Origin of the sequence: Bradyrhizobium amphicarpaeae (assembly GCF_002266435.3) — a bacterium.
Lineage (GTDB): Bacteria > Pseudomonadota > Alphaproteobacteria > Rhizobiales > Xanthobacteraceae > Bradyrhizobium > Bradyrhizobium amphicarpaeae.
Window position 1 is genome coordinate 2,452,597 of record NZ_CP029426.2, and the last position, 12,638, is coordinate 2,465,234.

Annotated in this window: 11 protein-coding genes; 3 read left to right on the top strand and 8 right to left on the bottom strand. The window is 65.0% G+C overall.

The window, feature by feature from the left end:
- Positions 1-271 precede the first annotated feature (271 nt).
- Positions 272-2,860 (top strand): hopanoid transporter HpnN, encoded by a 2,589-nt coding sequence (gene hpnN, locus CIT40_RS11305; protein ID WP_094890569.1) that lies wholly within the window; start codon positions 272-274, stop codon positions 2,858-2,860.
- Here hpnN and CIT40_RS11310 read toward each other — a convergent pair.
- Positions 2,828-3,457, bottom strand: a complete 630-nt coding sequence (locus tag CIT40_RS11310) for a DUF2147 domain-containing protein (protein ID WP_162307445.1) — start codon at positions 3,455-3,457, stop codon at positions 2,828-2,830. The genes hpnN and CIT40_RS11310 overlap by 33 nt on opposite strands.
- Positions 3,458-3,598: 141 nt before the next feature.
- Between CIT40_RS11310 and hpnO the strand changes: the two genes are divergently transcribed.
- Positions 3,599-4,990: an aminobacteriohopanetriol synthase HpnO gene (gene hpnO, locus CIT40_RS11315; RefSeq protein WP_094890566.1), complete on the top strand. Its 1,392-nt coding sequence runs from the start codon at positions 3,599-3,601 to the stop codon at positions 4,988-4,990.
- 104 nt (positions 4,991-5,094) lie between these two features.
- Here hpnO and CIT40_RS11320 read toward each other — a convergent pair whose 3' ends face one another.
- The 7 genes from CIT40_RS11320 to CIT40_RS11350 form a co-directional block, all read right to left on the bottom strand.
- A complete protein-coding gene (locus tag CIT40_RS11320) occupies positions 5,095-5,664 on the bottom strand; it encodes a hypothetical protein (RefSeq protein ID WP_148667191.1) in 570 nt (189 codons plus the stop codon).
- 110 nt (positions 5,665-5,774) lie between these two features.
- Positions 5,775-6,542 (bottom strand): anti-sigma factor family protein, encoded by a 768-nt coding sequence (locus tag CIT40_RS11325; RefSeq protein ID WP_094890563.1) that lies wholly within the window; start codon positions 6,540-6,542, stop codon positions 5,775-5,777.
- Positions 6,539-7,090: a sigma-70 family RNA polymerase sigma factor gene (locus CIT40_RS11330; protein WP_094890562.1), complete on the bottom strand. Its 552-nt coding sequence runs from the start codon at positions 7,088-7,090 to the stop codon at positions 6,539-6,541. Before CIT40_RS11330 ends, CIT40_RS11325 begins: the two co-directional genes overlap by 4 nt.
- A 103-nt stretch (positions 7,091-7,193) precedes the next feature.
- Positions 7,194-7,523, bottom strand: a complete 330-nt coding sequence (locus CIT40_RS11335) for a cupredoxin domain-containing protein (RefSeq protein WP_094890560.1) — start codon at positions 7,521-7,523, stop codon at positions 7,194-7,196.
- 14 nt (positions 7,524-7,537) lie between these two features.
- Positions 7,538-8,482, bottom strand: a complete 945-nt coding sequence (locus tag CIT40_RS11340; RefSeq protein ID WP_094890558.1) for a metallophosphoesterase family protein — start codon at positions 8,480-8,482, stop codon at positions 7,538-7,540.
- Positions 8,483-8,714: 232 nt separating this feature from the next.
- Positions 8,715-9,596 (bottom strand): alpha/beta fold hydrolase, encoded by an 882-nt coding sequence (locus tag CIT40_RS11345; protein WP_094890557.1) that lies wholly within the window; start codon positions 9,594-9,596, stop codon positions 8,715-8,717.
- A gap of 12 nt (positions 9,597-9,608) precedes the next feature.
- Positions 9,609-11,228: a GMC family oxidoreductase gene (locus CIT40_RS11350; protein ID WP_094890554.1), complete on the bottom strand. Its 1,620-nt coding sequence runs from the start codon at positions 11,226-11,228 to the stop codon at positions 9,609-9,611.
- Between the two features lie 199 nt (positions 11,229-11,427).
- Between CIT40_RS11350 and CIT40_RS11355 the strand changes: the two genes are divergently transcribed.
- A complete protein-coding gene (locus tag CIT40_RS11355; RefSeq protein ID WP_094890553.1) occupies positions 11,428-12,600 on the top strand; it encodes a M20 aminoacylase family protein in 1,173 nt (390 codons plus the stop codon).
- The last annotated feature ends 38 nt before the right edge of the window (positions 12,601-12,638 follow it).

Sequence of the window (12,638 nt, forward strand, 5' to 3'; positions counted from 1 at the left end):
AGATCCAGGTTCCCGACCGGAACAATTTTGCGGTATTATAGTAGAGAATCGGGTGTACGCAAGTCAGCGACAGCAGTGACCGGCCCTCCGTCACTTTCCCGCCTCAACTCCCCGGCTATACCGACGCCCCGCATGATTTTGCCACGGTCTTCCGCCGTTACCTCGAACCTTCCGGCGGCGGGTGCCACTCAAAACAGCAATAGGTTTCGCCTGGGAACTCCGATAAACAGCGGGCGTTTCCGGCAAGCTGTTAACCGCAGAAAGAAAAGAAGTGCTGCAAAGCGTCGTCGTTGCCATCGTCAGGGCCTGCACCCGGTTTGCCTCCCTCGTCGTCGTTCTCGGGCTCCTGCTGGCGGTGGGGGCTGGCTATTACGCTGCGCACCATTTCGCCATCAACACCGACATCAACTCGCTGATTTCCCAGAATCTCGACTGGCGCAAGCGCGACCAGCAGTTCGACAAGGCGTTCGATCAAAACGAAACGATCCTCGCTGTGGTCGAGGCCCGGACCCCGGAGATGACGAGTGCGGCGGCGGACGCGCTCTATGCCCGGCTGAAGGACGACAAGACCAATTTCCAGTCCCTGCAGCAACTCGGCAGCGGCGAGTTCTTCGAGAAGAACGGACTGTTGTTCCTGCCGACCGAAGAGGTCGGCAAGATCACCAGCGAGTTCGAATCCGCAGCGCCCCTGATCGAGATCATGGCCGGCGATCCCTCGATCCGCGGCCTGACCGGCGCGCTGGAGACCGGACTTGCCGGCGTCAAGCGCGGCCAGGTCAAGCTCGACAACACCGCGCGTCCGTTCAACCTGATCGCGCAGACGGTCGAGACCGTGCTCAACAAGGGCAATGCAAGCTTCTCCTGGCGCGAACTCGTCAGCGACGAGCCGCTGAAGGATTCCGACAAGCGCGCCTTCATCGAGTTCAAGCCGATCCTCGACTACAACGCGCTGGAGCCCGGCAAGGATGCCACCAACGCGATCCGCAAGGCCGCAGCCGATCTGGATTTCGCGACCAAGTACCAGGCGCAGGTGCGGCTGACCGGTCCTGTCCCGATCGCCAACGAGGAATACGCCACGGTCCAGGAGGGCGCCGTCGTCAACGGCATCGGCACCGTCCTCGTCGTGCTGCTCATCCTGTGGCTGGCGCTGCATTCGGCGAAGATCATCTTCGCGGTGTTCGTCAATCTCTTCGTCGGCCTCGCGCTGACGACCGCGGCCGGCCTGATGATGGTCGGATCGTTCAATCTGCTGTCGATCGCGTTTGCGGTGCTGTTCGTCGGCCTCGGCGTCGATTTCGGCATCCAGTACAGCGTCCGCTACCGCTCGGAGCGCTACAAGCACAACGATCTCACGGGCGCGCTCGTGCTGGCGGCAAAGCGCTCGGCGGTGCCGCTGTCGCTCGCGGCGATGGCGACCGCGGCCGGCTTCCTCTGCTTCATGCCGACCGACTACAAGGGCATCGCAGAGCTCGGCCAGATCGCCGGCGTCGGCATGCTGGTGGCGTTCCTCTCCTCGATCACCATTCTGCCGGCCATGCTGAAGCTGCTCAACCCGCCCGGCGAAAAGGAGCCGGTCGGCTACGCCTTCCTGGCGCCGGTCGATCACTTTCTGGAGAAGCATCGCGTGCTGGTCGTGGGCGGCACGCTGCTGCTGGCAGTCGCCGGCCTGCCGCTGCTTTATTTCATGAAGTTCGACTTCAATCCGATGAACCTGCGCAACCCGAAGGCCGAATCGATCGCGACCTTCCTCGACCTGCGCAAGGACCCCAACACCGGCGCCAATGCCATCAACGTGATGACCACGTCCGAAGAGCAGGCAAAGCAGATCGAGGCCAAGCTGGAGAAGGTGCCTGAGGTGTTGCGGGTGATGTCGCTCAACAGCTTCGTGCCCGAGGACCAGCCGCCGAAGCTGAAGCTGCTGGCGCAGGGCGCCAAGGTGCTGAACCCCGCACTCAACCCCGATCAGATCGATGCGGCGCCGACCGACAAGGAAAACGTCGAATCGCTGAAATCCTCGGTCGACAATCTGCGCCGGACCGCGGGCGAGGCGAAGGGGCCGGGTGCGATTGCCTCGCGCCGTCTGGCGGACGCGCTCGAAAAGCTCGCCAATGGCGACGAGGCCACGCGCAACAAGGCGCAGGACGTGTTCGTCACGCCGATGAAGATCGTGTTCGACCAGCTCAGGAACGCGATGCAGGCCGGGCCCGTCACTCTCGCCTCACTGCCGCCGGACCTCGTCAGCGGCTGGAAGAGCAAGGACGGCATCATCCGCGTCGAGGCGCTGCCCAAGGGCGATCCCAACGACAACGACACGCTGCGCAAATTTGCGGCGGCGGTGCTCGTTGCCGAGCCGACCGCGATCGGCGGGCCGGTTTCGATCCTGAAATCCGGCGACACCGTGGTGCGGGCGTTCATCCATGCCGGCATCTACGCGCTGCTGGTGATCGGGCTCTTGCTGTGGATCACCTTGCGCCGCTTCGTCGACGTGCTGATGACGCTGGTGCCGCTCCTGGTCGCCGGCGCGGTGACGCTCGAAATCTGCGTGTTGGTCGGCCTGCCGCTCAACTTCGCCAATATCGTCGCGTTCCCGCTGCTGCTCGGCGTCGGCGTCGCCTTCAAGATCTATTATGTCGTGGCCTGGCGCTCGGGCAGGACGAACCTGCTCCAGACCAGCCTGACGCGCGCGATCTTCTTCAGCGCGCTGACGACGGCGACCGCGTTCGGCAGCCTGTGGCTGTCGAGCCATCCAGGCACGTCCAGCATGGGCAAGCTGCTGGCACTCTCGCTGGTGACGACGCTCGCCGCCGTGCTGCTGTTTCAGCCGGCCCTAATGGGCAAACCCCGCAATCTCAGGGAGTAGGCAGATGTCGCCGACCGGGTCGGCCGTGCCCTTCTGACCGGGCTTGGCCGCGCCGCCGGCCTTCGGGGCTGCGGGCGCAGGCGCGGCGGCAACGGTCGTGCCTGTTGCGGCCTTCGGCGCCGCGCCGGTGGATTTGGGCGCGCCCTTGGCCATGGCGTTGGCGGGGCTCGAGGGGATCGGCGGGCCGACCCGGGTCCAGGTCTCGCCGCCGCAGAGGAAGCCCATCACGCAGCCCTTGATTTCGAGCTGGTCGGTGCCGGCAGGCGTGATGGTCGCGCTGTAGAGCTGGCCGTCCTTGGCGTTGTAGACCTGCCCTTCCCACTGCTCGGCGCCGGGCTTCTTCTTCATGTCGATCAGGGTCACCATGCCCAGCGTGGGCCTGGTCTTCTTCGAGGCATCCGGATTGTTCTCGTCGCGGCCGCCGGGCTGCTTTTCCCAGGAAACGGCGCCCCACATGCTGCCATTGCATTGGGCGACGCGAATGTTGGCGACGCCGTCGGCAACCCGCCAGTCGCCGGTGGGATCGGCGGCGAGCGCCGGGGTCAGGCAGGTGAAACCGCCAGCCAGTATTAGTCCGGTATAAAGGGCTAAACGCATGAGAGTTCCTTGGCAGTGCAACATGGGCTAAAGCTGTGCTTGCGAAGATGGTCCGAAAAAGGGCAAAAGGCCGCACAGACCGTTTTCAGTCACGGTCCGTTTTCAGTTGACGAGACGGCCCTCAAGCGAAGTATGTAGCGGATGCACAGCCCAAATCCAGACATGTCTCAGCTTTTCGCGGACCGTCAGGCCCAGCGCAGCACCCTGCATAATCGGTATCTGAACGAGCAGTTCGTTCGGGTTCTCAAGACCATCGGCTACGATGTCGGCTTCCAGAAGGGGCAGGGGCAGTATCTCTACGATCGCGACGGCGCGCGCTATCTCGATTTGCTGTCCGGCTTTGGCGTGTTCGCGATCGGGCGCAATCATCCGGTCATGCGCGATGCGCTCAAGAGCGTGCTCGATGCCGACTTGCCCAACCTCGTCCAATTCGACGTCTCGGTACTGGCCGGCGTGCTCGCCGAGCGGCTGCTGAAATATGTCCCGTATCTGGACAAGGTGTTCTTCGCCAATTCCGGCGCCGAATGCGTCGAAGCCGCGATCAAGTTCGCGCGAGGCGCCACCGGCCGCCCCGGTATCGTCTACTGCGCCCACGGCTATCACGGCCTGACCTATGGCGCGCTGTCGCTGACGGGTGATTCGAACTTCCGCACCGGGTTCGAGCCGCTGCTTCCTGGCTGCACCTCGATCCCGTTCAATGATCTGGCCGCGCTGGAAAAGGCGCTGGCCTCGCGCGAGGTCGCAGCCTTCGTGGTCGAGCCGATCCAGGGCAAGGGCGTCAACTTGCCCACAGACGAGTTCCTGCCGGGCGCGGCCGCACTCTGCAAGAAATACGGCACGCTGTTCGTCGCCGACGAAATCCAGACCGGCATGGGCCGCACCGGCCGCTTCCTCGCGGTCGAGCACTGGAACGTCGAGCCCGACATGGTGCTGCTGTCGAAGTCGCTGTCGGGCGGCCACGTGCCTGTCGGTGCGGTGCTGACGCGCAAGGCCATCTTCGACAAGATTTTTAATCAGATGGATCGCGCCGTGGTGCACGGTTCCACCTTCTCCAAGAACGATCTGGCGATGGCCGCGGGCATCGCCACGCTCGATGTCATGGAGTCCGAGAAGCTGATCGAGTCCGCTGCCAAGCGCGGCGCCGAGCTACGCCTGGCGCTGACGCGGATGGTGCCCGGCTACGAGCTGATGAAGGAAGTGCGCGGCAAGGGCCTGATGATCGGGGTCGAGTTCGGTCCGCCCAAGTCGCTGCGGCTGCGCGCCTCCTGGAACGTGCTGGAAGCCGCCAACAAGGGCCTGTTCTGCCAGCTCATCACCGTGCCGCTGTTCAAGGACCACAAGATCCTCACGCAAGTGGCTGGCCACGGCAGCCACACCATCAAGCTGCTGCCGCCGCTCACCATCACCGAGGAGGACTGCAGCTGGATCGAGAAGGCGTTCGACGACGTCATCGCCGGCAGCCACAAGGTCCCCGGCGCGATCTGGTCGCTCGGCAAGACGCTGGTGGACAACGCGGTGCGACGGTCGGCGTAGAGATACCGTAGCCCGGATGGAGCGCAGCGCAATCCGGGATCCTCAAAACAGGCGAGTTCGGCTTTGGATTGCGCTGCGCTCCATCGGGGCGACGCGTCATCGGCTCAGCGAGCAAAGACCGTATTGAACATCGGCAAGACGTCGCCGTTCTTTTCGACCGCGAGAATCGCGCGGCGTTGTGTTGCATAGACAATCGGGATGTCCATCCAGGCTCTGCTTCGGACCAGAAGCGAGTTGTTGGAGGCATCCTGCGGCACAGCCGAGAGGCCGATCAGGAAATGCGTGTCGTCGACTTTTACCGACAGCGCCGCAAGGGGCGCGCCCTTGGCCTGCTCGTTGGCCTTCATCAGAAGTCCCATGACTTGTTTGATCTTGCCAGCCGCCAAACCCGGCGTGACATCGATCTGCACGGTGTGGGTGGCGGGCAATGCGGAGTCGAAATTTCGTCGGATGGCAAGCGTCATTCGCAGCTTTCGCGAGGGTATCTCGACTGTGCCGCGTATCGTGATGTCACCAGATGGAGCGGAGGCATCGGTCGTCGGTTCGACCCGCCAAGTGATCTGCCCCACTGAGCGATTGCCTCTGGGATTGCTCAGGTCCTCCTCGTAGAGGACGGCTCGCATCGTGGTTGCGAGCCCGTCGCGGGCTGCCGCCGGCTCGGGAGCGGCGATCATCCAGGCGAGGGCCGCGGCAAGAAGTAGAGAGCGCATCATAGCGCTGAATTAGCAGCGCTCCTCTGATGTCGCAATCAAAAGTTGTGATCGCGCCTTACCAGCAAATGCGGCTACCCCTCCACATTCGCCTTCATCGCCGCCTCGAACTTGTCGACGAATTCGGCGAGCTCGTCGGCACCGATGTCGCTGACGGCCCAGAAGTTCAGGCCGCGCTCGCCCCAGCGGCGGCAGTTGAAGCCCTGCATGGTCTGCGTTTTCGGCGGCCGATGCTCAGTGCTCGATGTCTGGGCCACGAACAAATTGATCACGTGCTGCCGGCGCTTGTAGACCACCGCGCCGATGGCGCGGGCGTCGATATAGTCGAGCCGGCCGCCGACCAGCGTAAAACCTTGTGCAGTCAGGTCGATCACGGGCGGGGCGACATCGAGCTTGCCGTTGAACCACGGTTTCACCGTGTGCTGGTCGGTCGAGACCACGTCGATGAGATGGCCGGCCTGGAGCGAGCGCAGGTGCGCCGAGACGACTTCCGAGAGGATACGCTGCTGGTCGTCCTGGCGCAGCACCACGGCGACGATTCCGGTTGCGGCGAGAGCCGAGACCGCCGAGCCCATCGCAAAGCCGCGCAGCACGGAGCGGCGGGTCGGCTGCTGGCGCTGCGGCTCCGGCAATGACGCCTCGATCCGGTCGCGCAGGCTGGCGGGCGCGGTGTAACGCAGATTGGTGTCGGCGAGCACGCGCTGCATCTCCCGCTGTGTGGCAAACTCCGCCGCGCAGGCCGGGCAGCTTGCGATATGAGCTTCGACCTCGCGCGCATGGCCGGCGTCGAGCTCGCCGTCGAGCAGCGCGTGAAGCATGATCCTTGCTTCGTCGCAGGTCATCTGGAGTGCTCCTCTTCCGCCGTCCATGCCGCGCGCAACATGGCGCGGGCACGGGCGAGGCGGGACATCACGGTGCCGATGGGCGCGCCGACGGCGTCTGCGATTTCACGATAGGACAGGTTGTTGATCTCTCGCAGCACGAAGGTTTCCTTGAACGGTTCCGCCAGCGCGTCGATCAGTTTGCGGATGGCGCCGGCATCGCGGTTGCGCAGCACCTCGGTCTCCGGGCTCGCCTCGCTCTCCTGCCAAATCGGCGTCTGCTCGGCGGCATTGGGCGTATCCTCGAGTGCGCTTGGCCTGTGTGCGCGCCGCGCGTATTCGGCGTTGCAGACGTTGCGCAGGATAGCGAACAGCCAGGGCTTCATGGCCGGGCCGCGATAGCTGTCGAAATGCTTCAGCGCGCGCAGATAGCACTCCTGCACCGCATCTTCCGCGTCGGAGGCGTCGCGCAGCAGATAGCGCGCGAGCGTGTAGACATCGTCGAGATAGGGCAGCGCCGCCTCGCGAAAACGCCGCGCCTTGTCTGGATGGTCGCTTGTCGCTGGCATCGCCGCTCGCTTTGCCGTTTCGCCGGATGTCGCCGGAGACGCAGGAGCCCGGCCGACGTGGGACCACCGGCCGGGCAGGACGTTGATGCCTTGGTTCGAGACGTTACTCAACCTTGATCATCCCCGTCATGTGCGGGTGCAGCGAACAAAAATATTTGTAGTCGCCCGCATTGGTGAAGGTGAACGAGAACTTGTCGTCGGTGTCCAGGGTCTTGGACCTGAACTTACCGGCCGACACCACGGTGTGCGGGATGTCGTCCCGGTTGGTCCAGGTCACGGTGGTGCCGACCTTGATCTTGAGCTCGGCCGGCTGGAAGACGAAATTGTCGATATGCACTTCCATGCTGGTTTCGTCGGCACGGGCAGTGGTGACGGGGAGCAGGATGGCCGCGGCCACAGCGACCCCGAAGTCGCGGCGATTGAGTGTCTTCATCTGTAAGCTTCCGATCAACCCTGGAGCGGCGTGTCGATGATCGCGAGCCGCTGCTCGTTCTGCTTGAAGTTGATGCTGGCGACGCCGAGCATCGAACGCAGCTTTGCGTCCTCGACCTTCATCGGGCCGGGCGAGGGGGCGGCTCCCGGCGCCGGCTGCGGGAAGGCGGTCGAGCGCGCGGTGTGGAAGGTCACGTTGCCTTCGACCTTCTGCATCACCTGGTGGATGTGCCCGTTGAGCACGGTGACCGAGCCGAAACCCTTGACGTATTCCAGTGCGCGGCCGCCGTCCTCGGTGCCCCAGCCCCATTCCGGATAGACGGTCCAGAGCGGAATATGGGCGAACAGCACGATTGGGGTCGATTTCGATTTGCCGCGGAGATCGTCCTCGAGCCAAGCGAGCTGTTCGGCGCCGAGATTGCCGAGACCGCCACCCTTGAGGTCGACGACGTTGACGAGGCCGACGAAGTGGACGCCGCCGGCGTCGAAGGAGTACCAGCCGGCGCCCTTGGTGCCGCGGCCGTAGCGCTCGCGATAGAACTTCACCTCTTCGTCGAGGAAGTCGTGCTCACCGGGCACGTAATGCACGTCGAGCTTGCTCTGCGAGATGATGCGCTCGGCATTGTCGAACTCGGCGGCCTTGGACAGATGGGTGATGTCGCCGGTGTGGATCATGAACGAGGGCTTGACCGGCATCGCGTTGATCTTGTTGACGGCCTCCTCGAGCGTGCCGAGCGCGTTGGGATTGGCCGGCTTGTCGAAGCCGACATGGCTGTCGCTGATCTGCAGGAAGGTCATGCCGGGCGTCGCCGCGGTCGCAGCCTGCGCGGAATCGATGATGCCGAGCGACCGCGGCACGCCGCCCGTGACGGTCCAGAGCACCCCGGTGCCGGCCCAGGTCATGCATTCCAGCACCTTGCGGCGGCTGACGCCGTCGTCCCCGTGATCGTGTCCGCTCATCCCACGTCTCCTGTCGCCCGGAATTGGGCTTCGAGGAGGTGATTGGGGGAGGAGTGGATTTATTCGTGGATGGCGATGACGTTTTCGTGAGGTGGCTTCGTGTCCGGACGCGCGGCGACGCGTAGCGTTGTCGCGCAGAGCCAGGACCCAAAAGGCGGCGCGACCAGCGGCGAGATGGGCCCCGGCTTAGCGCAGCAGCGTTGCACGCTGCAGCGCGTCCGGGGCACGAGATCTATTCCGCGAATTCCCGCACAGCTTTCACCACGGCCGTCGGCAGTTCCTGCGCCACGCAGTGCCCGGCGTCTTCGAAGACGAGTGTGCTGACCCGCGGAATCAGCGCGACCGCGCGCGCCGCCATCTCCCAATAGATCGGGCCTGACTTTGCGGCGGTCGTGACGCGCACGGGACAGTCGATCTCGGCGAGCCCTGCAAACGGATTGCCGCGGGCGTCGCCGACGTAAACCTGCTCCATCGCTTCGTAGATCGGACGCAGGATCGCCGACTCGATCTCCGGCGTGCAGCAAAGCCGTACCCGGCCATCGTCAAGCGTCGTGAAGCCATAGCGCACATACGCCTGCAGTGAGGTCTCGGTCCAATCCGCAAAGGACGGCGCGGCGCGGTAGCGCGCGAACACGGCGTCGGCACTCTCGAACTCAGCGCGCCGGCGCAAGGTGCCTTGGACACAGACGACGGATTCGTCGTTCAATGCCCCGGCGCGCGCCGCGCGTGGGTCCATCACGGTCGGCTCCATCACGAACAGCCGTGTGAAGCGTCCGGGCAGGAGTTTCGCCGCGAGCAGCAGGTCCGTCGCGCCGGCGCTGTGGCCGATCCCGTAGACGTCATTCAGCTCGAGCGCACCGATCACCCGGCAGACATCCTCGGTGTAGTCCAGGAAGTGATAGGCGCCGGGCTTGTGACTCGCGCCATGGCCGCGGCGATCGAGCGCATAGACGGTGAAGCTCGATGCAAGCTCGCGCGCGACTTCGTCCCAGACCGCGGCGACGAAGCCGGTGCCATGCACGAGCAGGACAGGCGGCCTGCCGCTCTCGCCCCATTGCAGCATGGCGATCTCTGCGCCGGCGGGGCCGATGGAAAAGCGGTGCGGGTTGATCATGGCGGCGGAATGCTACTTCGCATCCTCCAGGATCATCGTCGCGCCCTTCTCGGCGATCATCGCGGTCGGCGTGTTGGTGTTGCCCGACGTGATGGTCGGCATGATCGAGGCATCGACGACGCGAAGCCCGCCCAGGCCGTAGAAGCGCAGGCGCTCGTCGACCACCGCCATCGGATCGCTCACCGCGCCCATCTTCGCGGTGCCGACGGGATGGAAGATGGTGGTGCCGATGTCGCCGGCGGCTTTGGCGAGCGAGGCATCGTCGTCGCCCACGGTGGGGCCGGGCAGATATTCGCTCGGGCGATATTTTGCCAGCGCCTTCTGCTGCATCAGGCGTCGCGTGGTGCGGATCGCATCGGCGCCGACCTGGCGGTCGTCGTCGGTCGACAGATAATTCGGCGCAATGATCGGCTTCTCGTCGGGGCTCGCAGAACGCAGCCGCACGGTGCCGCGCGAGGTCGGCTGCAGATTGCAGGCGCTCACCGTGATCGCGGGGAAGCGGTGCAGGGGATCACCGAACTTGTCGAGTGACAGCGGCTGCACGTGGAACTGGATGTTGGCGCGGGCACGCGTCGCATCCGAGCGCGTGAAGATGCCGAGCTGCGACGGTGCCATCGTCAGCGGACCGCGGCGGCGGAAGGCGTAGTCGAGCCCCATCAGGCCGCGGCGGAACAGATTGTAATAGGTCTCGTTCAGCGTGCGCACGCCCTCGACCTTGTAGATCGCCCGCTGCTGCAGGTGGTCCTGCAGATTGCGGCCGACCCCGGGCTTGTCCATGACGATGTCGATGCCGAGCGGCGACAGCCAATCGGCAGGTCCAATGCCGGAGCGATGCAGCACCTGCACCGAGCCGATGGAGCCTGCCGAGAGCACCACTTCGCGTTTCGCACGCGCTTCGATGATCTCGCCGTTCTGGATGAAGCGCACGCCGACGGCGTGGCCCTGCTCGATGATCAGGCGGTCGACCAGCACATGCTTCTCGAGCCGCAAATTGGGGCGCCTGAGGGCGGGCTTGAGGAAGCCGCGCGCCGAGGACCAGCGTCGGCCGCGCTTCTGGTTGACGTGGAAATAGCTGGTGCCTTCGTTGTCGCCGGTGTTGAAATCCGGGATGCGCTTGATCCCCATCTGCTCGGCGGCATCGCCGACCGCATCGAGAACGTCCCATGACAGCCGCGGCGCCTCGATACGCCAGCCGCCCCCGGCGCCGTGATGCTCGCTCGCCCCCAGGAAGTGATCCTCGAGCCGCCTGAACAGCGGCAGCACATCCTCATAGCCCCAGCCGGTCATGCCGAGCTGGCGCCAGTGATCATAGTCGGCGGCCTGGCCGCGCATCGAGATCATGGCGTTGATCGCCGAGCAGCCGCCGATCACCTTGCCGCGGGGATAGGCCAGCGAACGGCCGTTCAGGCCGGGCTCGGCCTCGGTCTTGAACATCCAGTCCGAGCGCGGATTGCCGATGGCGAAAAGATAGCCGACGGGGATGTGGAACCAGATCCAGTTGTCGTCGCCGCCGGCCTCGAGGATGAGCACGCGCTTGCCGGGATCGGCCGACAGGCGATTGGCGACGATGCAGCCCGCCGTACCTGCCCCCACCACGATGTAGTCAAATTCACCTTCGAGCCGCCTCGGCATCTGCTTCCACCCACAGGCGCGTCACGGCCGGGCCTGTCCCGGCATCCACGCACCTTCCGTCCTAATAGTCAGACGCGGAGGACCGGGACAAGCCCGGCCATGACGAGAGGACAGGGTTACCCTCGGCCCGCGGCAGTTGGGTGGACTGGCGCTTGCATGTTAGACAGTCCTGCATTTTCAACAACGCCTGAGACCCTCCATGCCCATCGTGAACCGCGTCGCCGACCTCCAACCCGATATTCAGGCCTGGCGCCGGGACATCCATGAGCATCCGGAGCTGCTGTACGACGTCCACCGCACCGCAGCATTCGTCGCGGACCGTCTGCGCGAGTTCGGCTGCGATGAGGTCGTCACCGGCCTCGGCCAGACCGGCGTGGTCGGGGTGATCAAGGGCAACAAGCCGGCCGGCGAGGGACTCAAGACCATCGGCCTGCGCGCCGACATGGATGCGCTCCCCGTCGAGGAGCAGACCAACCTGCCTTACGCCTCCAAGATTCCGGGCAAGATGCACGCCTGCGGCCATGACGGCCACACCGCGATGCTGCTCGGGGCCGCCCGCTACCTCGCCGAGACCCGCAACTTCGCCGGCGATGCGATCGTGATCTTTCAGCCCGCCGAGGAAGGCGGCGCCGGCGGCGCGGCCATGGTCAAGGATGGCCTGATGGAGCGCTTCGGCATCGAGCAGGTCTACGGCATGCACAATGGTCCCGGCATTCCGATCGGCTCGTTCGCGATCCGGCCGGGCCCGATCATGGCGGCGACCGACGAGGTCGACATCAACATCGAGGGCCTCGGCGGCCATGCCGCGCGTCCGCACAAATGCATCGATTCCGTGCTGGTCGGCGCACAGGTGATCACGGCGCTGCAGTCGATCGTCGCGCGCAGCGTCGATCCGCTGGAATCGGCCGTGATCTCGATATGCGAATTCCACGCCGGTAACGCCCGCAACGTCATTCCGCAGACCGCGACGCTGAAGGGGACCATCCGCACGCTGTCGCCGGAGGTACGCAAGCTGGTCGAGAAGCGCGTGCATGAGGTGGTGGCGGGCGTCGCGCAGATCACCGGCGCCAAGATCGACCTGCGCTACCAGCGCAACTACCCCGTCGTGAACAACCACGCGGCGGAGACCGAGGTGGCGCGGCGCATTGCCAGGCAAGTCGCGGGCGATGCCAATGTGCACGAGATGCCGCCGCTGATGGGCGGCGAGGATTTCGCCTACATGCTGGAAGCCCGGCCCGGCGCCTTCATCTTCTGCGGTAACGGCGACAGCGCCGGGCTGCATCACCCCGCCTACAATTTCAACGACGAGGCGATCGTGTTCGGCACGTCCTACTGGGTCAAGCTGGTCGAGGAATCGCTCGCGGCGTCGTAAGCGCCTCCGTCGTCATTCCAGGTTCGGCTCTTGGAGCC